Source organism: Cellvibrio polysaccharolyticus, assembly GCF_015182315.1.
GTDB classification, from domain to species: domain Bacteria; phylum Pseudomonadota; class Gammaproteobacteria; order Pseudomonadales; family Cellvibrionaceae; genus Cellvibrio; species Cellvibrio polysaccharolyticus.
Map to the genome: position 1 here is coordinate 1599533 of NZ_PRDL01000001.1, position 21226 is coordinate 1620758.

The window sequence follows — 21226 nt, forward strand, 5'->3', positions numbered from 1 at the left end:
TTAAAAAGACTCATCCTTACGTGCAGTTAATACTTCCACACCGGTAGCGGTAACTACCATGGTGTGTTCCCACTGGGCAGAAAGACGACCGTCTTTGGTTTCTACGGTCCAGCCATCGCTTTTCAGCTTGGTTTGAGGCTTGCCGGCGTTGATCATCGGCTCAATGGTAAAGCACATGCCTTCTTTCAATACCAGGCCGGTGCCCGGGCGGCCGTAGTGCAATATCTGCGGTTCTTCGTGGAAAACCCGGCCAATACCATGACCGCAATATTCACGTACTACCGAGTAGTAGTTGCTTTCGGCATATTGTTGAATCACATGACCGATATCACCCAGCGTGCAGCCGGGTTTGACCAGTTCAATACCTTTGTACAGGCATTCCTGGGTGACCTTGATCAGTCGTTCGGCGTGAGCCGGAGCCGTACCGACAATGAACATGGCACTGGTATCACCGTAGTATTCATCTTTGATGACGGTAACGTCGATATTGATAATGTCGCCGTTTTTCAGCACACGCTTTTCCGAAGGAATGCCGTGGCAGATCACCTGATTGATGGACGTACAAATCGACTTGGGGAAACCGTTGTAATTCAGGCAGGCAGGAATGGCTTTTTGCACATTGACGATATGCTCGTGGCAGATGCGATCCAACTCGGCGGTAGTCACACCCGGCTGAACATAAGGGCCAATTAATTCCAGCACTTCAGCGGCCAGACGGCCCGCAACGCGCATTTTCTCGATTTCTTCGGGGGTTTTGATAGAAACAGTCATGAAAAAACTCATATCCCGGTCAATGGCTATAAACGGATCATTCTAAACGATACCGGCGAATGCCGACAGGGGAAGATCCAGACAGGTTCGTCCAGGAGATTTTTTTGAGATCAATTATCAATAGTTTGTTCTGCTGCCGCTGAGGCCGGGCGGGATTAACGGTTGCGTTGCTGATATTTCATGGCGCGGGAAAGCTTGCGGGAGAGAGGGGATCACTGCGTTGAGGGCGATTTGGAGAATTGACGGTTTGTTAAAACTTGCCGGCCTTGTAAGCGAAGCCTTCAGGCCGGCAAGTTCAGGGTAAATCATCAGAATGCGTTGAGGCGTTCCAGGGTATGCACCACGCCACGCAGTTCTGCCAGGCCTTTCAGGCGTCCGCCGTAAGAATAGCCCGGGTTGATGCCGGTGCGGCCAATCTCTTCGGCAATCAGGTGGCCATGATCCGGGCGGAAGGGGATTTCCACTGCCGGCAAGCCAGCCGCCTTGCGACGCTGTTCTTCTTTTAATAGCACCTGAATCAGCGCCACCATATCGGTACCTCCGGTGAGGTGAGCGGCTTCGTAAAAAGAACCATCCGGCTCGCAGGTCACGTTACGCAAGTGGGCAAAATAAATGCGGTCGGCAAATTCACTGGCGATGGCGACCGGATCGTTATCGATACGGGAACCGTAAGAGCCGGCGCACAGGGTAATGCCGTTGGCGGGCGAGGGCACGGCGCTTATCAGGCGGCGAATGTCCTCTGCGGTGGACACCACACGGGGCAAGCCAAACAGAGAGAAGGGTGGGTCATCCGGGTGGATGCACAGGCGAATGCCCAGCTCTTCGGCGACCGGGGTGATGTCGCACAGGAACCCGATCAGGTTCTCGCGCATGGTGTCTTCACCAAGGTCGATAAACAACTGGATGGTTTGCAGGATGCTATCGCGGGTGTAAGAGCCATCGCCACCGGGCAGCCCGGCAATAATGTTGCTTTCCAGTTGTTGCTTGCGTTCGGCAGGCATGGCGGCAAAACGCTGCTCCGCCTGTTGCAGTTGTGCTTCTGTGTAGCTGAGGCGGGCATTGGGGCGTTGCAATATCAATACATCGTAAGCAATAAAATCAATCAGGTCGAAACGCAACGCCTGGCTGCCATCCGGCAGCAGGTAATTGAGATCGGTGCGAGTCCAATCCACTACCGGCATAAAGTTATAGCAAACATCGGTCAGGCCGGCAGCGGCCACATTACGCAGCGATTGTTGATAGTTGCTGATGTAATGGGCGTAGTTGCCGCTACGGGTTTTGATGTCATTGTGCAGCGGGATGCTCTCAATAACAGACCATTGCAGCCCTTGTGCTTCAATTATTTGCTTGCGCTCAATAATGCGCGGCAGGGGCCAGATGTCACCGGTGGCAATGTCATGCAGCGAGGTAACGATACCGGTCGCGCCAGCCTGAGCAATGTGCGCCAGAGGGATAGGGTCTGCCGGACCAAACCAGCGCCAGGTTTCTTTCATGTTTGTCGCCTTGAATGAGGGTGTTTGATACTAGTATACAAGATTTTGCCGCTTGCAACGACAAGCTGGAAGGATTGTTTGTGAGGCTGGGTGGTTTCTTTGTCTGGAAATCTATGGTATAAAGCGCGCCTCTTTTTAAAGGCAGTGCAGTTGTGCCTCCGTTAATAAAGAAAAAGCACAGGTAAAAACAAGGGTTTTTACCCGGTATGCCCGCATACCGTTCATTTTAATGTCACACATATACCGACACATGTAACCTGGGTGCCCTCGGGTTGGTTCATGGGGTATATGGAGGCTTAACCCGATAAAGGAAAAGATTATGGCTTCTGTAAGCATGCGCGATATGTTGTCCGCCGGTGTTCACTTCGGTCACCAGACCCGTTACTGGAACCCGAAAATGAACCGTTACATTTTCGGCGCGCGTAACAAGATTCATATTATTAACCTGGAGCACACTGTTCCTGCCTTCAATGAAGCGTTGGCGCTGGTTCAGCAAATGGCTTCCCAGAAGAAAAAAATTCTGTTTGTGGGCACCAAGCGTGCAGCACAAAAAACTATCAAAGAGCAGGCCGAGCGCGCTGGTCAGCCTTTCGTAAGTCACCGTTGGTTGGGTGGTATGTTGACCAACTACAAAACCATTCGTGCGTCTATTCGTCGCCTGAGTGACCTGACTGCACAAAGCCAGGACGGTACTTTCACCAAGCTGACCAAAAAAGAAGCGCTGATGCGCACCCGTGACATGGAGAAGCTTGAGCGCTCCATCGGTGGTATCAAGCACATGAGCGGTTTGCCGGATGCTATGTTTGTTATCGACGTAGATCACGAGCGCATTGCTATTCAGGAAGCTAACAAGCTGGGTATTCCGGTTATTGGTGTAGTAGATACCAACAGCAACCCGGACGGCGTTGATTACGTTATTCCAGGTAACGATGACGCCATTCGCGCTATCAAGCTGTACGTAAGTGCTGTGGCTGACGCTTGTCTGGAAGGTGGTCGTTCAACGGCTGCAGTACCAAACAAAGATGAGTACGTTGCTGCTGAAGGTTCTGCTGAATAAGTCAGCATAACTTCTGCCTGAGCACGTTGAAAAGGGGGCCAAAGCCCCCTTTTTCTAATCGGAATTTGACCTTAATAGGAGAAAACCATGACAGCTGTTTCTGCAACACTGGTAAAAGAACTGCGTGATCGTACCGGTCTTGGCATGATGGAGTGCAAAAAAGCACTGACCGAAGCTGGTGGCGACATTGAGTTGGCTATCGAAAACCTGCGTAAGGTTTCCGGTCTGAAAGCGGCTAAAAAAGAAGGCCGTACTGCAGCTGACGGCGTTGTAGCGGTTAAAGTGGCTAGCGACAACAGCTACGCTATCGCGGTAGAAATCAACTCTGAAACTGACTTCGTTGCTCGCGATGCCGGCTTCCTGGCATTTGTTGACACTGTTGTTGCCAAGGCTTTTGCTGACAAGCAAACCGACGTTGCTGCTTTGATGGCTGGCGAGTTGGAAGCTGCGCGTGAAGCGTTGGTGCAAAAAATTGGTGAAAAAATCAGCGTTCGTCGCATTAGCCTGATTGAAGGCGGCGTGGTTGGTGGTTATGTTCACCTGAATAGCCGTATCGCGGTACTGGTTCAGCTGGAAGGCGGTAGCGACGAAACTGCAAAAGACATCGCTATGCATGTTGCTGCAGTTAACCCGCAAGTGGTCAGCTCTGACCAGATGCCGGCTGAAGTGGTTGAGAAAGAAAAAGACATCATTCGTGCCCAGCCTGATATGGCCGGCAAGCCTGCTGAAATCGTTGAGAAGATGATTGTTGGTCGTATCAACAAGTTCCTCAAAGAAGCAAGCCTGGTTGATCAGCCGTTTGTGAAAAACCCGGAGCAAACCGTTGCTCAATTCGCCAAAGCTGCCGGTGCTACCGTGAAGAATTTTGTGCGTCTTGAAGTGGGTGAGGGCATCGAGAAAGAAGTAGTGGATTTCGCTGCTGAAGTTGCTGCCCAGGTTGCTGCGTCCAAGTCATAATTGACGGGTGCAAGCCAACCCATAAAAAAACCCCGTACCGAAAGGTGCGGGGTTTTTTTATGGGTTGCGTTTGAGGTTGGTGTTTCCTGGTGGTATTACTGGTGTTGGGCGGGTATGTGCTGCAGGTTTCAATCCGGGTGAAGGGAGGGGCTTAATGTGAGTTTTTCCCGGTAGGGGCGTCCAAAGACGGGAAATTGTGCCCTGCTTTGCAGGTGTGCATTTAACCTGGGGCGGGTGCCTACCGCCCTGATTTTTCTGGTATACTGCGCCGATTTTGTCTTGCCAGAAACCTGTCATTTAAGGAATGTTCCATGTCGAATCCTCGCGATAAAAAGTACAAGCGTATCCTGCTAAAGCTGAGTGGCGAGGAGCTGATGGGAAGTGAAGGCTTCGGTATTGACCCCAAAGTGCTGGATAAAATGGCACTGGAAATTGGTCAGCTGGTGGGTATTGGCGTCCAGGTGGGTCTGGTGATTGGCGGCGGAAACCTTTTCCGCGGTGCTGCGTTAAGCGCAGCAGGGCTGGATCGCGTAACCGGCGACCACATGGGCATGCTGGCAACGGTAATGAACGCACTGGCGATGCGCGATGCGCTGGAGCGCTCCAATATCTCTTCCCGTGTTATGTCAGCCATCCCGATGAGCGGCATTGTTGAGCATTACGACCGTCGCCGTGCGATACGATTCCTGAATTCCGGTGAAGTGGTTATTTTTGCTGCTGGCACGGGCAATCCTTTTTTTACCACCGACTCTGCAGCCTGTTTGCGCGGCATTGAAGTAGAGGCGGAAATTGTTTTGAAAGCTACCAAGGTCGACGGTGTTTACACCGCCGATCCGAAAAAAGATCCGACAGCTACCCGATACGATCGTTTGTCTTACGACGAAGTACTGGACAAAAAACTCGGTGTTATGGATTTGACGGCCATCTGCCTTTGCCGTGAGCATGATATGCCAGTGCGTGTGTTCCGCATGAACAAAGCTGGCGCATTGTTGAATATTGTGGTCGGCAGTAATGAAGGCACATTGATTGAAGAGGAAAAAATTGCATGATTAATGACATTAAAAAAGACGCAGAAAGCCGTATGAAAAAAGCGGTTGATGCGCTGGTAAACAACTTCAATAAAATTCGTACCGGACGCGCCCACCCGAGCCTGCTCGATGGCATCAATGTTTCCTATTACGGTGTAGACACGCCCTTGTCCCAGTTGGCCAACATCAACGTGGAAGATGCCCGTACGCTGGCAGTAAACCCGTGGGAGCGCAATCTGGTTCCGGAAATTGAAAAAGCCATCATGAAGGCCGACCTGGGTTTGAACCCTTCCACCAACAATGGCCTGATTCGTATTCCGCTGCCGATGTTGACCGAAGAAACCCGTAAAAACTTCATTAAGCAAGCGCGCGCAGAAGCGGAAAATGGCCGTGTAGCGGTGCGTAATGTGCGTCGCGATGTGCTCGCTGCTATCAAAACGTTGTTGAAAGACAAGGAAATTGGTGAAGACGATGATCGTCGTGGACAAGACGATATTCAGAAAATTACTGATAAATATATTGCCGAGGTGGACAAGGCGTTGGCCACCAAAGAAACCGATCTGATGGCAATCTGATCATTTATCTCCAAGTATTTGCCGGTGCCTGCCACCGGCAGATCCACTCCGCGATGTCACCGCACGTCACTTTACAATAACAGGGTTTCGGGAGTTTTGAGTGTCTATCAATAGCCTGCGTCATGTCGCTATTATCATGGACGGCAACAACCGCTGGGCGAAGCAACAGGGCTTGAGTGGTATCAGTGGTCACAAAGCGGGTGTAGAGCGCATTCGTGATGTTATGTCTGCCTGTCAGGAACTGAATGTCAGCGTACTGACCGTGTTTGCTTTCAGCAGCGAAAACTGGAAGCGGCCGGGTAAGGAAGTTGAAGCGCTGATGTCCCTGTTTTTGTTGTATCTCAAACAGGAAGCCAAAGAGCTTCGTAAAAAAAACGTGCGTTTGCGGGTTATTGGCAATCGCTCGCGCTTCAGTGCCTCCTTGCAAAAAGCCATTGCTGCAGCTGAAGAAACCACCCGTGATGGCGACACCACGCTGGTAATTGCTGCCGACTATGGTGGTCGTTGGGATATTGCCGAAGCTGCTCGCTCGCTCGCGCAGCAGGTTGCTGATGGTGAGCTTGATCCTGCATCGATTGACGAAACCTTGTTGCATTCTCAAACCCAGCTGGCAGATTTGCCACCGCTGGATCTGCTGATCAGAACCGGTGGTGAACTGCGCATCAGTAATTTTCTGTTGTGGCAGTGCGCCTACGCCGAGCTGTACTTTACTGAAAAATTCTGGCCGGATTTCAATGCGGTTGAGCTGCATAAAGCGGCTGACAGTTTTTACGATCGCCAGCGTCGTTTCGGGATGACCGGTGAGCAAGTTGAAAAGGGAATAACTCATGCTTAAACAGCGTGTCATAACGGCATTGGTGCTGGTTGCTGTTTTTCTTGCCGCCTTGTTTTTTCTGCCTGCGGTCTGGTTTGCCGGTTTCGTGGCAGCCATTATTCTGGTGGCATCCTGGGAATGGGCCAATCTTTCCGGGTTTGAATCACCGCTTTCCCGTCTGTTTTATATTCTTCTTACTGCAGCTGGTGTTGCTGCGGCTGCCGTCTATATAAATTTGTTGCCCTCGCTGGATGCTTCCGCCGTGGATAGTGGCGCGGTGTTTAATCTGCTGTTAGCGGGTTGTCTCTGGTGGGCTGTGGCTCTTTTGCTGGTTCAGGGGTATCCCTCAAGTCAGATCCTCTGGGGAAGCCGGTCGCTGCGTGCGGTGATGGGCTTGCTGGTGTTGTTGCCTGCGTGGGTCGGCTTTTCCTGGGTGCGTTTGCACCCGCAGGGCGAGTGGTTGATTCTGCTGATTGTTGCTGTGGTGGCCTGCGCTGATATCGGCGGTTATTTTACCGGTCGTCGCTGGGGGCGCAGAAAACTCAAGCCAGCAGTCAGCCCGGGTAAAACCTGGGAAGGTTTTTTTGGCGGCTTGTTTGCCAATATTATTTTTGCTGTTGCTCTGTGGTTTATCGTCGGCGGTAATTTATGGCTTTGGCTGGCCATTATTATCCCTACCAGCCTGATCTCGGTACTGGGCGATTTGCTCGAAAGTATGGTCAAGCGTCATCGCGGCATCAAAGATAGCAGCCAGCTGTTGCCCGGTCATGGTGGTGTGCTGGATCGGGCAGATAGCCTTACCGCTGCTGCCCCGGTGTTTGCTCTGGCGCTCTATGCCAGTGGAATGGGTGTTTGACGTTAATGCAGCAAGTTACAATTCTTGGTTCTACCGGTTCTATTGGGGTCAGCACGCTGGATGTGTTGTCTCGCCATCCGGAGCGCTATCAGGTATTTGCTTTAACGGCAGATCGTCAGTGGCAAGCACTGGCTGACCAGTGTCTGCGCTTTAAGCCGCGTTATGCCGTTATTAACGCCGATGATGCCTATGCACCCCTGGTAGAGCGTCTGAAGGCATCGGGCTGTACCACCGACGTGCTTTGTGGAACCGAAGCGATTGCCGCCGTTGCATCTCACGCTGATGTGCATACCGTGATGGCAGCCATTGTGGGCGCAGCGGGGCTGATGCCGACACTGGCAGCGGTCAGGACCGGCAAAAAAGTGCTGTTGGCGAATAAAGAAGCTCTGGTGATGGCGGGTGGTCTGTTTACCCGCGCGGTATTGGAGAGCGGTGCCTGTCTGTTGCCTATCGACAGTGAACACAATGCCATTTTCCAATGTCTGCCCAACCAGCAGAACAATTTCTTGCGAGACGGTGTAACCACCAGCGGTGTGCGTAAAATTTTGCTGACTGCATCCGGCGGTCCGTTTTTACATACGCCGGTTGATGCTCTGGGTGCGGTAACGCCGGAGCAGGCCTGCGCCCATCCCAATTGGCGAATGGGGCAGAAAATTTCGGTTGATTCCGCAACTATGTTGAATAAAGGGCTGGAGCTTATTGAGGCTTGCTGGTTATTTAATGTGCCTCCACAGCAGGTGGAAGTGGTTATTCACCCGCAAAGCGTCATTCATTCAATGGTTGAATATATTGATGGTTCGGTGCTGGCCCAGCTGGGTAATCCGGATATGCGCACACCGATTGCCCACGCGCTGGCGTGGCCGGAGCGTATTGATTCCGGTGTTTCCAGTCTTGACCTGATTGCTACGGCGAGGCTGGATTTCGCGGCGCCGGATACTGAGCGTTTTCCGTGTTTACGACTTGCCCAGCAGGCGGCAGCGCAAGGCGCTACGGCCCCTGCGATTCTCAATGCCGCCAACGAAGTTGCCGTAGCGGCATTTCTTGATCGTCGCCTTGGTTTTCGACAAATCCCTCAGGTAATCGAGCAGGTGATGGCACAGGTTGCGGTAACGGCGGCAGACAGTCTTGACGCTGTACAATGGGCTGATACTCAAGCCAGAAGTTGTGCCGGGACATTCATCGGCACATTGCAGAGGTAGTTATTGTGGCCGTCATTGAAACGATTTTATGGTTTTTGGTAGCGCTGATTGTATTGGTAGCGGTGCATGAATTTGGCCATTTTTATGTGGCGCGACTTTGCGGTGTTAAAGTGCTGCGCTTTTCCATCGGTTTTGGCAAGGTTTTGTTAAAACGGGTGGATCGCCACGGAACCGAGTTTGCATTTGCCGCCATCCCGCTGGGCGGTTATGTGCGCATGCTGGATGAGCGCGATGGCAATGTAGCGCCTGAAGATCTTCCGCACACCTTTAATCGTAAAAATTTATGGCAGCGTTCAGCAGTTATTATTGCCGGTCCGCTGGCCAATTTTATTTTGGCGTTACTACTGTTCTGGGGCTTGTTTCTGGGTGGTCAGCGAGATGCTGCGCCGGTTATTGGTTCCATCGCTCCCGGCTCTCCTGCAGCTTACGCAGGGTTGGATGTAGGGCAGGAAATCATTGAGATTGATGGTGAAGCGACGCCGACCCGTCAGGCGGTATATCAGCAATTACTGCGCCGTCTCGGTGAATCGGGTGTGATGCGGTTTACTTCACGCTACCCCGAGTCGGAGTTTCTTTATCATTCCGAAGCGCGTCTGGATGGATGGTTGCGTGGCGAGACAGATCCTGATCCGCTGGAAGGCATCGGTTTGTCGTTTTATATCCCTGAAGTCGAGGCAGTAGCGGTTGAGGTATTGCCCGATAGCGCTGCCGAGCGTGCCGGTATCAAGGCGGGTGACCGTATCCTGCATGCGGACGGTGAGCGGGTCAACAATGGCCAGGCATGGATTGATCTGGTAAAAGAGCGTGCCGGAAAAACCTTCCCGGTGGAGGTTGAGCGTAACGGGCAAGTCAGTATTCTTGCAATTACTCCGGAATCTATTGAAGACGGCGGTGTCAGTTATGGTCGGGTTGGCATGACGCTGAAACAGGCATCCTGGCCCGAAGAAATGTTAAGAGATTACCATTACTCGATTCCGGGCGCGCTGGTTGCCAGCGCTGAAAAAACCTGGGATACCACCGGTTTTGTATTTTTATCGATCAAAAAATTGCTGGTTGGGGAAATTTCTGCCAAAAACTTGAGTGGGCCTGTCAGCATTGCTAAGGTGGCGGGCTCATCGGCACAGAGCGGTTGGAAAAACTTTATCGCCTTTCTGGCGCTCCTCAGCATTTTCCTGGGGGTTTTCAATCTTTTGCCGATACCTATGCTGGACGGCGGGCACTTGTTGTTTTTTTTGATCGAGGCGATAAAAGGCAGCCCGGTATCAGAAAAGACACAGTTGGCCGGTTATCAGGTAGGTTTGTTTTTGGTGATCGGGCTGAGTTTAGTGGCACTCTATAACGATATTATGCGGCTGTAGCGTTTCATCTTCGGCTACCGACATTAATCATTACTTTCAGAACAGATAAATATGAAGCGAGTTTCGAAGCGTTTTTTCTGCGGTCTTGGCCTGTTGATGGTTACCCTGACCGGACAGGCTCAATCTGACAGTTTTCGGGTCAGTGACATTCGGGTTGAGGGGCTTCAGCGGGTTTCTGCCGGTAGCGTATTCAGTGCTTTACCTATTCGTGTTGGCGATGTGCTGACGCAAGCTGACATTCAGTCAGCAACCCGCGAACTGTTTAAAGTCGGGTATTTTGCTGATGTTTCTATCGGTCGTGATGGCGATGTGCTGGTGCTGGTGATTAAAGAGCGCCCGGCGATTAACGCGATTGAACTGAAAGGTAACAAGGTTATCAAGTCGGAAAGTCTGCTCGACAGCTTGAAGCAGAACGACCTCGCCGAAGGGCAAATTTTCCAGCGTGCTACCCTCGAAGGTATCACCCAGGCGCTGCAACGCGAATATATTGGGCAGGGTCGCTATGGCGCCAGCGTCAAAATTGACGTTGAAGACCTGCCGCGTAACCAGGTCAAGGTAAAAATTGACATTACCGAAGGCACGGTTGCCCGCATCAAAAAAATCAACGTGGTTGGTAATCAGGCGTTTAACGATGCCGAGCTGACCGACCTGTTCGAATTGAAATCTTCCGGCTGGTTGTCATGGATCAGCGGTAATGACAAATACTCCCGCGAAAAACTGAAAGGTGATCTGGAGCGTCTGGAGTCCTGGTACCTTGACCGTGGTTACCTTAATTTCAAAGTTAACTCCACTCAGGTTTCGCTGAGCCCGGATAAATCGCAGATTTTTATTACCGCCAACGTTAGCGAAGGCGAGATCTATAAAGTCAGCGAAGTGGAGTTGGCTGGGGATCCGGCGATTGACGAGGAAATTGTTCGTCGTTTGATTATGGTTCGCCCGGAGCAAAACTTCTCCCAGATTTTGATGACAACGTCATCCGAGTACATTACCCAGCGCCTGGGCAATGAAGGTTATACCTTCGCTAAAGTAGAAGGTATTCCGGAGCGGAATGATGAAGACAAAACGGTAAAAATTACTTTCTTCATCGATCCGGGCAAGCGTGCTTACGTTAACCGTATCAATTTCCGCGGCAACACCAAAACCATCGACGAAGTATTACGCCGTGAAATGCGTCAGATGGAAGGTGGTTCTGCGTCTACAGCACAAATTGAGCACTCCAAGGTTCGTCTGGAGCGTCTTGGCTTCTTCAAAGACGTTAAGGTTGATACCGTAGAAGTGCCGGGCACCACCGATCAGGTGGATGTTGATTTTACCGTTGAAGAGCAGCCTTCAGGCAGCATGAACCTGCAAATCGGTTATGCGCAATATTCCGGTATGTTGTTTTCTGCGGGTATTACTCAGAATAACTGGTTCGGTACCGGTAAGCAGGTGGGCTTTAACTTGAGCCACAGCCGCTTCCAGACCGGTTACAACTTTACCTACAACGACCCCTATTTCACCGTTGATGGTGTAAGCCGCGGCTTTAACCTCTATTACCAGAGCAGTGACTACTACTACGCCAACATCTCTGGCTATAGCACCGATGTATACGGCGGCAAGATGACATTTGGTTATCCGATCTCTGATATCGAGCGGATTGGTTTTGATATCGGTTTGCGTAGCCTTGAAGTTAAACCTAACCAAAATGCTTCTCAGGAAATTCAGCGTTCGCCAGCTTTCATTGATGGTGCCCGTTACATCGACCAGGATCAATTTGCTTACATAAATGAGTCGTTAAATTCTGGAATCGACTTTCCTGCGGGAAGCATAGAGCTTGGAACAGTAACCGAGGATATGTTCGGCGAGCCAGGCTTCCTTGATGTTTATGGTAAAACTTTCAATGATGTGCAGGCTGGTATTTACTGGGCCAAATCGACCCTCAATCGCGGTATTCTGGCAAACCGTGGTGCGTCCCAGCGCTTGTCATTTGAGGTCTCGTTACCGGGGGGGGATCTTGAGTATTACAAGTTTGATTACACTGCCCAAATGTTCCAGCCGCTAACTCGCTCTCTGACCTTGCGTTTGCACACCCGTCTTGGTTATGCAGACGCTTACGGTGATATGGACGAGTTGCCGTTCTTTGAAAATTTCTATGCCGGTGGATTTGGGTCGGTGCGTGGTTTTGAGCGTAATACCTTGGGGCCTCGTATCTCCCCATTGAGATCTGCATCTCCAGTGCAAGCTTCATGGGATGATGTTAACGGGGACGGTATTGTCCAGAGTAATGAGCGCGGCACCCAGGTTTTCCTGTTGTGTAACGATCCGAGTGCGCCACTGCCCGCCGGTGCTATTTGTGATCCGGGGCAAATCGTAGCGGTCGAGAACCAGCAAGTCTACACCGGCAGAACGCGTGGCGCCTTCGGTGGTAACGTATTGATTCAAGGTGGCGCCGAAGTGTTATTCCCGCTGCCATTCATCAAAGATCAGCGTATGCTGCAAACCACTTTCTTTGTCGATGCTGGTAATGTTTTTGATACAAACTGTGGCGCTCGCCAGCCGAATTGCTATGATGTCGATCTGTCAAAAATCGTGATGTCATCCGGCTTCGGATTGACCTGGATTTCAGGGTTCGGTCCGATGACGTTCAGCATTTCTCGCCCGATCAGGAAAGGCGATCTCGACAGAGATGAGTTCTTCCAGTTCTCACTGGGTCAGACTTTTTAATCACCGGTTGATCGGTGGGTTTAATTTTAAATAACGAGGAAAACATTGTGACTGCGATACAAAAAATCTTTGCTGCTGTGCTGTTGTGTGTATTCTCAGCAGCAAGTCTGGCACAGGGCAAGGTGGTGATTGTTGATATTCAGGCGGCTATGCTGAGCACTGAAGTGGCTCAAAAAGAGCTGGCAAAACTGGACAAAAACCCGGAATTTGCCTCGCTCAAAGCCAAGCTTGATGGCCTGGTTGCAGACATGAAAAAACTGCAAGCCTCTGCTGAAAAAGACGGCCTCACCTGGTCTGCTGATCAGCAAGCCGAACACCGTAAGAAAGTAGAATATGTTCGTGCTGACTACGAGCTGGTTGGTAAAAAACTGCAGGCTGAGCAACAAGCGGTTATGCAAAAAGTGCTGCAAGACCTGAGCGCCAAAACCCGCACCGTACTGGAGCAACTGATCGCTTCTGACAATATTGGTTTGGTGTTGAACAGTCAGGCTGCTATTCATGCAACCCCGGCTTACGACATCACCCCGAAGTTGACCGAACTGTTGAACAAAGCCAAGTAAGTCCAGGATTATACCGTTGACCAGAACCTATTCTCTGGCCCATCTGGCTCAGCACCTCGGTGCTGAGCTGGTTGGTGATCCGGATCTTGTTATTGAAGGCATTGCCAATTTGCTCACTGCCGACTCCCGGCAAATCAGCTTTCTTTCCAATGCTACCTATCAAAAATACCTCGCAGAAACCCGTGCCGGTGCAGTGATTATTGCTCCTGACCTTGCGGAAACGTTTGCTGGTAACAAATTGGTGATTGCCAACCCTTATCTGGCTTATGCAAAGCTCACTAAACTCTTCAGTCGTCCATCTTCCTTGCAAGGCATTCATCCTTCCGCGGTGATTGGCGAGCAGGTTGAGTTGGGTGAAGGCGTTGCTGTGGGTCCTAATGCCGTGATTGGTAATCGCTGTGTTATTGGTGAAGGCACCATTATTGGTCCCGGAACGGTAATTGGCGATGATTGCAAAGTGGGCAAATTTACCCGGTTTGCCGCCAATGTAACGCTTTATGAAGACGTGATTGTTGGCGATGAATGCCTTATTCACAGCTCGGCAGTGATTGGTGCGGACGGCTTCGGCTTTGCGCGCGCCAGTGACAAATCCTGGGTGAAAATTTATCAGCTGGGCCGTGTGGTCATTGGTAATCGCGTTGAAATAGGTGCAACCTCCACGGTTGACCGGGGCGCGCTTGATGATACGATCATTGGTGATGGCGTAAAAATCGACAATATCGTCCATACCGCGCACAATGTACGCATGGGCAAAAACATTGCTATTGCGGCTATGACCGGAATTTCCGGCAGCGTGGACATTGGTGATAACTCCACCTTGTCGGGCGGTGTCGGGGTGGTTGGTCATATAAGTATCGCTAACGATGTACACATTACCGGAATGAGTATGGTAAGTGCGACAATTACCGAACCTGGCTCATATTCTTCAGGAACAGTACTTGCGCCTACGCGCGAGTGGCGTAAGAATGCGGTCCGCTTCAGACAGCTCGATTCTCTTGCTAATAGAATTCGCTCGCTCGAAAAAGCATTACAAAAACACGATTTATCGTAATCTACTATTACAACGCCAATGTGGCGTATGCAGGGGTCTTCGACCATGATGGATGTCAATGAAATCCGTAAATATCTTCCTCATCGTTATCCATTTTTGTTGATAGACAGGGTTGTTGAGATAGTTGACGGCGAATCAATTATTGCTTACAAAAACATTACTGTTAATGAAGAAGTTTTCAATGGCCACTTCCCGCAGGCACCGGTATTTCCAGGTGTGATGATCATTGAAGCGATGGCTCAGGCCTCCGGTATTCTCGGCTTTAAAAGCATGAACAAAACACCGGATGATGGCTCTATCTATTTATTTGCCGGCATTGATGATGTGCGCTTCAAGCGTCAGGTTGTGCCGGGTGATCGTTTGCAGCTGGAGTCGCGTGTGATCTCCAGCAAGCGTGGTATCTGGAAGTTTGAGTGCAAGGCGACGGTTGATGGTGTTTTAGCCGCCTCCGCTACTATTTTGTGTGCTGATCGCAAAATCTGAGTATTTTGCCCGGTTGGTTTTATTGCAAGCAGGTTAACGGCAACCCGTAACCTGCTTTCTGTTTTTTGATGAGCCGTGATTTACCCTGCCAAAGGGTTGCTGGATGTTTAAACTGGCGCTTCTGCCTTAATACGGAAGCAGGTCAAACGTCCAGATACAGGTATTGAACGGTATTTATCGCGAGAATCCTATTTTGATTGATCCTCAGGCAATTATTCATCCAGATGCCAAATTGGCTCCTGATGTACAAGTAGGGCCATGGACGACCATTGGCCCCGGCGTGGAAATTGGTGCCGGTACGATTATTTCTTCCCATGTGGTGCTGAAAGGCCCAACGGTAATTGGTAAAAATAACCGTATTTTGCAGTTCTCCTCGGTAGGAGAAGATACGCCTGACCTGAAATATAAAGGCGAACCCACCCGCCTGGTGATTGGCGACAACAATATTATTCGGGAAGGCGTCACTATTCACCGCGGCACCATTCAGGATCGCCACGAAACCACAATTGGTAACGACAACCTTTTGATGGCCTACGTACACGTTGGCCACGACAGCGTGATTGGTAACCACTGTATTCTGGTTAACAACACCGCTTTGGCTGGTCATGTGCATATTGGTGACTGGGCTATTCTTTCGGGCTTCACCCTGGTGCATCAATTTTGCCGCATTGGCGCTCACAGCTTCAGCGGTATGGGAACGGCGATTGGCAAGGATGTTCCGGCCTACGTGATGGTTAACGGTAGCCCGGCAGAGGCTAAAAATATCAATGCTGAAGGCCTTCGTCGTCGCGGTTTTGAAAAAGAAGACATCGCACAGCTGACCCGTGCTTACAAACTGATTTATCGCCGTGGTTTAACGCTGGAAGAAGCCTTGAAGGAATTGCGCGATATGGCAACCGGTTGCCAGCCGCTTAATGCTCTTATTGAATCTCTGGAATCATCGACCCGCGGTATTGTCCGCTGACGGAGGCTTTGTGACGGCTCGTTTGCGCATTGGTATCGTAGTAGGGGAGGCCTCGGGAGACATTCTCGGCGCCGCTTTGATGAACAGCTTGCGTAAACGCTTTCCCGATGCCGAGTTTTGTGGCATTGGTGGTCCGCGTATGTTGGCGCTGGGTTTTGAATCGTTTTTCCCGCAGGATCGCCTGGCGGTAATGGGCCTGGTTGAGCCGCTCAAACGCTTGCCGGAACTGCTGCGTATCCGTCGTTTTCTGATTGAGCACTTCATCGAAAATCCACCGGCGGTATTTATCGGCGTGGACTCTCCCGATTTTAATCTCACTATCGAAGAAAAGCTCAAAGCGGCAGGCATTGCCACGGTGCATTATGTCAGCCCATCGGTTTGGGCCTGGCGACAAAAACGCATCGTAAAAATTGCCCGCAGTGTGGATTTGATGCTGACGCTGCTGCCGTTTGAAGCCGAGTTTTATCAAAAAAACCATGTTCCCGTTGAGTTTGTGGGTCATCATCTGGCGGATGAAATCCCCCTCGATATTGACCAGAAAGCTGCCCGCGAACAGTTTCACATCCCCGAAAATGCCAGGGTAATTGCCTTGTTACCAGGCAGCCGGCATAACGAAGTGGAGATGCTTGGAGACCTGTTTTTGCAAACGGCTTCGCTGTGCTTCAAGCGTGACCCGTCGCTGCGATTTATTATTCCCGCTGCCAACCCGGATCGCTATCGGCAGTTACATTTATTGCTCGATGACTATGCGGAGCTGCCCATTCAACTGGTGCAGGGGCAATCGCAACAGGTAATGATTGCAGCGGATGCCTTATTAATTGCCTCGGGCACTACCGCTTTGGAGGCTATGCTGTTGAAGCGCCCCATGGTGATTGCCTACCGTCTGGCGTGGATGTCATGGGCGATTCTGTCGCGCATGATAAAAACGCCGTTTGTCGGTTTACCCAATTTGCTGGCCGGTCGGTTGATGGTTCCCGAGCTGCTGCAGGACAATGCAACACCTGAAAAAATGACCAATGCGTTGATGCATTATTTTGACTTTCCGGAGCAGGCCGAAACGCTGAAGCTGGAGTTTTACCGGATGCACGAACAACTTCGTCGCGACGCCAGTGAACGTGCCGCCGATGCGGTTGCAGCGCTGGTGCGTGCACGGCAACCCATCGCGGAGATTGAACATGCATGATCTTTTTGTGCCCGCTTATCAAGGGCATTTGTTAGCCGGTGTTGATGAAGTAGGGCGTGGCCCCCTGGCGTGGGATGTGGTTACCGCGGCGGTAATTCTGGACCCGGAAAATCCGGTGGAAGGGCTTAACGATTCAAAAAAGCTGACCGAAAAACGCCGTGAATATTTGTTTGAAGAAATTCAACTGAAAGCAAAGAGCTGGTGCATTGCCCGAGCTTCTGTTGCTGAAATCGACACGTTAAATATTTTGCAGGCCAGTTTGTTGGCGATGAAGCGCGCTGTGGATGGTTTGTCGATAACGCCGGAATATGTGCTGGTTGACGGTAATAAATTGCCGAAATGGAACTATGCTTCCGAAGCCGTGGTAAAAGGCGATAGTCGGGTGGCGGCGATCAGTGCCGCGTCCATTCTGGCTAAAGTCACGCGCGATCGTGAAATGTGCGCGCTCGACAGCGACTACCCCGGTTACGGTTTTGCCGGCCACAAAGGTTACCCGACCAAAGTGCATCTGGAGGCTTTGGACAGGCTGGGCGTCAGCCCGGTGCACCGTGTGTCTTATGCACCGGTCAAATTACGCATCGCGCAATTGGAACTGCTGTAACTTCTCTCTCCCGGCGGCACGCTATGCCGCCTCATAATGTTTATAACTATGGTCGCCAATTTCGTTCATCTTCGTTTACACACTGAATTCTCGCTGGCTGACAGTCTGGTGAGAATCAAGCCGCTCGTAAAACGCGTGGCTGAACTGAACATGCCCGCCTGCGCAATCACTGATCAAACCAATTTTTATGGTCTGATCAAATTTTACAAAGCGGCGCAGGGCACCGGTATCAAACCGATTGCCGGTAGTGATTTTTTAATTGCCCCCCAGGACAGCGAAGGCAAACCGGTGTTGCTGACGCTGCTGGCGATGAACGATATCGGCTACAGAAATATTACTGAACTGATCTCCCGCGCCTGGCAGCATGGCCAGGCTCAGGGCGTTGCCTACGTGCAGCGATCCTGGGTGGGTGAGCACAGCGAGGGCGTGATCGCGCTTTCAGGCGGTAAATGGGGCGACGTGGGTATGTCGCTGCTGGCGGGTCGTGCTGCCCAGGCGCAAAGTTTATTGCAAGAGTGGATGCGGGAATTTCCTGATCGCTTTTATCTGGAGTTGCAGCGCACCGGACGCGAGAACGATGAAAACCATCTGCATCAGGTGGTTGCTCTGGCAGAACAACTGCAATGTCCGGTGGTGGCTACCAACGATGTGCGTTTTTTACGCCAGGATGAATTCGAGGTACACGAAGCACGGGTATGTATCAGCGAAGGTCGCACACTTGATGACCCCCGTCGCGAACGCCGCTACAGTGATCAACAATATTTACGCTCTGCCGAAGAGATGTGCGAGCTGTTCAGTGATATTCCCGAGGCGATCGAAAACACTCTGGCGATTGCCTGCCGTTGTAATGTCACCATCCAGATGGGCAAGTATTTTTTGCCGGAATACCCGGTGCCCGAAGGGCTGACCGAAGCCGACTTTTTTCGCAAATTGTGTGCCGAAGGTCTGGAAGATCGTCTCGAGCGAATTCTCGATAAAAACTCGGCCACCTACGCAGTGGACCGCAACGTATACGATGACCGTTTGTCCTTCGAGCTGGATATCATTATCCAGATGGGGTTCTCCGGTTACTTCCTGATCGTAATGGACTTTATTCAGTGGGCCAAAGACCACGATATCCCGGTAGGCCCGGGGCGGGGTTCGGGTGCCGGCTCGCTGGTCGCTTACGCACTGAAAATTACCGACCTTGATCCCCTGCAATACGATTTGCTGTTCGAGCGCTTTCTCAACCCGGAACGGGTTTCCATGCCCGACTTCGATATCGACTTCTGCATGGACAATCGCGACAAGGTGATTTCCTACGTAGCCGATAACTACGGACGTGATGCGGTCAGCCAGATTATTACCTTCGGTACCATGGCCGCCAAAGCGGTAGTGCGCGATGTGGCGCGGGTGCAGGGCAAGTCTTACGGGCTGGCCGATAAGCTGTCAAAAATGATTCCGCCTACGCCAGGCATGACACTGGCAGTAGCGCTGGAGCAGGAAGCAGTACTGCGCGAATTCCTCGAAATCGATGGCGACGCCCAGGAAATCTGGGATATGGCCACCCAGCTTGAAGGTCTCACCAGAAACGTCGGTAAACACGCTGGTGGTGTGGTTATTGCCCCTACCAAACTGACCGACTTTTCACCGCTCTACTGCGACGAAAGCGGCGGTGGTCTGGTTACCCAGTTTGATAAAAACGATGTGGAAGAAGCGGGGCTGGTCAAGTTTGACTTCCTCGGCTTGCGCACGCTGACCATCATCGACTGGGCGCGTTTGATGATCGACAAACAGCGCGTAAAAAAAGGCGAAGAACCGCTGGATATCAGCGCCATTCCGCTGGACGATCCAAAAACCTTTGCGTTGTTAAAACGTGCCGAAACCACCGCAGTGTTCCAGCTGGAATCCCGCGGTATGAAAGACCTGATCAAACGTCTGCAGCCGGATAACCTCGAAGATCTTATCGCTCTGGTGGCGCTGTTCCGGCCTGGGCCGCTGGAATCGGGCATGGTGGATGACTTTATCAACCGGAAGCACGGTCGTGCCCAGGTTGCCTATCCCGATGCCAATTTCCAACACATGAGCCTGAAACCGGTACTCGAGCCCACTTACGGGGTTATCGTCTATCAGGAACAGGTCATGCAGATCGCGCAGGTGCTGGCCGGTTATACGCTGGGTGGCGCTGATATGTTGCGTCGTGCCATGGGTAAGAAAAAACCCGAAGAAATGGCCAAGCAGCGGGCGGTATTTGCCGAGGGGGCTGCCTCTCAAGGGGTTGACCCGGAGCTGGCTACCCGTATTTTTGACCTGGTAGAAAAGTTCGCCGGCTACGGTTTTAACAAATCGCACTCGGCTGCCTATGCGCTGGTGTCTTATCAAACCGCCTGGCTGAAAGCGCATTACCCGGCGCACTTTATGGCAGCCACCATGTCGTCGGACATGGATAAAACCGACAAGGTGGTGACCTTCATTGAAGAATGTCGCCAGATGAAATTGCGGCTCTTGCCGCCTGATGTAAACAGCGGCGAATTCCATTTCACGGTGGATGATAAAGGCAACATTATTTACGGCTTGGGTGCCATCAAAGGGCTGGGTGAAGGGCCGGTAGAGAGTATTATTGCCGCTCGCCAGCAGGGCGGGCCATTTCTGAATCTATTTGATTTTTGTGCCCGCGTTGATCCGCGCAAAGTTAACAAACGTGCACTGGAAGCACTGATCCGCTCCGGCGCCGCAGACAATTTGATTGACGGTGCCGGTATTGATCATGACCGCGCCGCCATGTTTGCCTCTATGAATGAAGCGGTGCGAACCGCCGAACAGGCGGCGGCCAATACCAGTGCCGGCATGACGGATTTATTCGGCGATGTAATTTCCACCACCGCCGGTGATGAAGACGTTTACCGCGATTTCCGCAAAACCCGCGCCTGGACTATCAAGGAGCGGTTGCACGCTGAAAAAGAAACACTGGGCTTGTATCTCACCGGCCACCCGATTGACGAATATGAAGTGGAGCTGCCGCATCTGATTAGCTCCCGGATCGGCGATCTGAAACCGGAGAAAAACAACCAGACGTTGGCGGGCCTCGTGGTTGCCCAACGGGTGATGAAAACCAAGCGCGGCGACACCATGGCGTTTGTCACCCTCGATGACCGAACGGCGCGCATTGAAGTCGCTATTTTTGCTGATACTTACAACCAGCACCGCGAGTTGTTATCGATGGATAACATGCTGGTGATTGGCGGGCAGGTGAGTTACGACGACTTTAGCGGCATGTTAAAAATGCGTGCCGACTCGATTCGCTTATTGGCCGACGTGCGCCAGGAAAAAGCGCGGGAAGTCGCCTTGAAACTTAACGCTGGCCAGTTGATGCCTGACTTTTCCAAGCGTCTGGCCGAATCGCTGGAACCTTACCGCGATGGTAATTGTTCGATTGTTATCGACTATTCCCGTAGTGATGCCCGTGCAGAATTGAAATTGGGTGCCGCCTGGCGCATAAGGCCGGACGATGAATTACTGCAGCGCCTGCGCGACCAGTACGGCAAAGACAGCGTCCGGTTGATTTACTGACAGCTTGCGAGCGGAGGATAAACC

At 51.6% G+C, this 21226-nt stretch carries 18 protein-coding genes; 16 read left to right on the forward strand and 2 right to left on the reverse strand.

What is annotated here, in order from left to right:
- Both map and uxuA read right to left on the reverse strand, forming a co-directional pair.
- Complete coding sequence (gene map / locus C4F51_RS06855; RefSeq protein ID WP_193908380.1) at positions 1-771, reverse strand: type I methionyl aminopeptidase; 771 nt, start codon at positions 769-771, stop codon at positions 1-3.
- A gap of 308 nt (positions 772-1079) precedes the next feature.
- Positions 1080-2264: a mannonate dehydratase gene (gene uxuA, locus C4F51_RS06860; RefSeq protein ID WP_193908382.1), complete on the reverse strand. Its 1185-nt coding sequence runs from the start codon at positions 2262-2264 to the stop codon at positions 1080-1082.
- Between the two features lie 319 nt (positions 2265-2583).
- Here uxuA and rpsB point away from each other — a divergent pair, with 319 nt between their 5' ends.
- The 16 genes from rpsB to dnaE all read left to right on the forward strand — a co-directional run bounded on the left by rpsB (position 2584) and on the right by dnaE (position 21202).
- Positions 2584-3321, forward strand: coding sequence for a 30S ribosomal protein S2 (gene rpsB / locus C4F51_RS06865; RefSeq protein ID WP_193908384.1), 738 nt, complete (start codon positions 2584-2586; stop codon positions 3319-3321).
- A gap of 87 nt (positions 3322-3408) precedes the next feature.
- A complete protein-coding gene (tsf, locus tag C4F51_RS06870; protein WP_193908386.1) occupies positions 3409-4278 on the forward strand; it encodes a translation elongation factor Ts in 870 nt (289 codons plus the stop codon).
- Positions 4279-4589: 311 nt separating this feature from the next.
- Positions 4590-5327, forward strand: a complete 738-nt coding sequence (pyrH, locus tag C4F51_RS06875) for a UMP kinase (RefSeq protein ID WP_193908388.1) — start codon at positions 4590-4592, stop codon at positions 5325-5327.
- A complete protein-coding gene (frr, locus tag C4F51_RS06880) occupies positions 5324-5881 on the forward strand; it encodes a ribosome recycling factor (RefSeq protein ID WP_193908390.1) in 558 nt (185 codons plus the stop codon). The genes pyrH and frr overlap by 4 nt, the downstream gene beginning before the upstream one ends.
- 100 nt (positions 5882-5981) lie before the next feature.
- A complete protein-coding gene (gene uppS, locus C4F51_RS06885; protein ID WP_193908392.1) occupies positions 5982-6716 on the forward strand; it encodes a polyprenyl diphosphate synthase in 735 nt (244 codons plus the stop codon).
- On the forward strand, positions 6709-7551 hold the full coding sequence (locus tag C4F51_RS06890; protein WP_193908394.1) for a phosphatidate cytidylyltransferase: 843 nt from the start codon (positions 6709-6711) through the stop codon (positions 7549-7551). The genes uppS and C4F51_RS06890 overlap by 8 nt, the downstream gene beginning before the upstream one ends.
- A 5-nt stretch (positions 7552-7556) precedes the next feature.
- On the forward strand, positions 7557-8750 hold the full coding sequence (gene ispC, locus C4F51_RS06895) for a 1-deoxy-D-xylulose-5-phosphate reductoisomerase (protein WP_202987636.1): 1194 nt from the start codon (positions 7557-7559) through the stop codon (positions 8748-8750).
- A 5-nt stretch (positions 8751-8755) separates the two neighbouring features.
- A complete protein-coding gene (gene rseP / locus C4F51_RS06900) occupies positions 8756-10108 on the forward strand; it encodes an RIP metalloprotease RseP (RefSeq protein ID WP_193908398.1) in 1353 nt (450 codons plus the stop codon).
- A 51-nt stretch (positions 10109-10159) separates the two neighbouring features.
- Positions 10160-12811: an outer membrane protein assembly factor BamA gene (gene bamA, locus C4F51_RS06905; RefSeq protein ID WP_193908400.1), complete on the forward strand. Its 2652-nt coding sequence runs from the start codon at positions 10160-10162 to the stop codon at positions 12809-12811.
- Positions 12812-12858: 47 nt separating this feature from the next.
- Entirely contained in the window at positions 12859-13371 is a 513-nt protein-coding gene (locus C4F51_RS06910) for an OmpH family outer membrane protein (protein WP_328701319.1), read from the forward strand.
- Positions 13372-13387: 16 nt separating this feature from the next.
- On the forward strand, positions 13388-14422 hold the full coding sequence (lpxD, locus tag C4F51_RS06915) for a UDP-3-O-(3-hydroxymyristoyl)glucosamine N-acyltransferase (RefSeq protein ID WP_193908402.1): 1035 nt from the start codon (positions 13388-13390) through the stop codon (positions 14420-14422).
- A 45-nt stretch (positions 14423-14467) separates the two neighbouring features.
- Positions 14468-14905: a 3-hydroxyacyl-ACP dehydratase FabZ gene (gene fabZ / locus C4F51_RS06920; RefSeq protein ID WP_193908404.1), complete on the forward strand. Its 438-nt coding sequence runs from the start codon at positions 14468-14470 to the stop codon at positions 14903-14905.
- A gap of 193 nt (positions 14906-15098) precedes the next feature.
- Complete coding sequence (gene lpxA, locus C4F51_RS06925; protein ID WP_193912428.1) at positions 15099-15869, forward strand: acyl-ACP--UDP-N-acetylglucosamine O-acyltransferase; 771 nt, start codon at positions 15099-15101, stop codon at positions 15867-15869.
- A gap of 10 nt (positions 15870-15879) precedes the next feature.
- Positions 15880-17052, forward strand: coding sequence for a lipid-A-disaccharide synthase (gene lpxB / locus C4F51_RS06930; RefSeq protein ID WP_328701320.1), 1173 nt, complete (start codon positions 15880-15882; stop codon positions 17050-17052).
- The gene (gene rnhB, locus C4F51_RS06935; RefSeq protein WP_193908408.1) at positions 17045-17653 is read left to right on the forward strand and encodes a ribonuclease HII; all 609 of its coding nucleotides are present in this window, start codon (positions 17045-17047) and stop codon (positions 17651-17653) included. Before lpxB ends, rnhB begins: the two co-directional genes overlap by 8 nt.
- Before the next feature lie 48 nt (positions 17654-17701).
- Entirely contained in the window at positions 17702-21202 is a 3501-nt protein-coding gene (gene dnaE / locus C4F51_RS06940) for a DNA polymerase III subunit alpha (protein ID WP_193908410.1), read from the forward strand.
- The last annotated feature ends 24 nt before the right edge of the window (positions 21203-21226 follow it).

Bases quoted from the DNA above. Each gene is read 5' to 3' on its own strand.
- C4F51_RS06890 (WP_193908394.1), top strand. From the start codon at position 6,709: ATGCTTAAACAGCGTGTCATAACGGCATTGGTGCTGGTTGCTGTTTTT.
- rnhB (WP_193908408.1), top strand. From the start codon at position 17,045: ATGCATGATCTTTTTGTGCCCGCTTATCAAGGGCATTTGTTAGCCGGT.
- rpsB (WP_193908384.1), top strand. From the start codon at position 2,584: ATGGCTTCTGTAAGCATGCGCGATATGTTGTCCGCCGGTGTTCACTTC.
- fabZ (WP_193908404.1), top strand. From the start codon at position 14,468: ATGATGGATGTCAATGAAATCCGTAAATATCTTCCTCATCGTTATCCA.
- uxuA (WP_193908382.1), bottom strand. From the start codon at position 2,264: ATGAAAGAAACCTGGCGCTGGTTTGGTCCGGCAGACCCTATCCCTCTG.
- pyrH (WP_193908388.1), top strand. From the start codon at position 4,590: ATGTCGAATCCTCGCGATAAAAAGTACAAGCGTATCCTGCTAAAGCTG.
- ispC (WP_202987636.1), top strand. From the start codon at position 7,557: ATGCAGCAAGTTACAATTCTTGGTTCTACCGGTTCTATTGGGGTCAGC.
- tsf (WP_193908386.1), top strand. From the start codon at position 3,409: ATGACAGCTGTTTCTGCAACACTGGTAAAAGAACTGCGTGATCGTACC.
- dnaE (WP_193908410.1), top strand. From the start codon at position 17,702: ATGGTCGCCAATTTCGTTCATCTTCGTTTACACACTGAATTCTCGCTG.
- map (WP_193908380.1), bottom strand. From the start codon at position 771: ATGACTGTTTCTATCAAAACCCCCGAAGAAATCGAGAAAATGCGCGTT.
- bamA (WP_193908400.1), top strand. From the start codon at position 10,160: ATGAAGCGAGTTTCGAAGCGTTTTTTCTGCGGTCTTGGCCTGTTGATG.
- frr (WP_193908390.1), top strand. From the start codon at position 5,324: ATGATTAATGACATTAAAAAAGACGCAGAAAGCCGTATGAAAAAAGCG.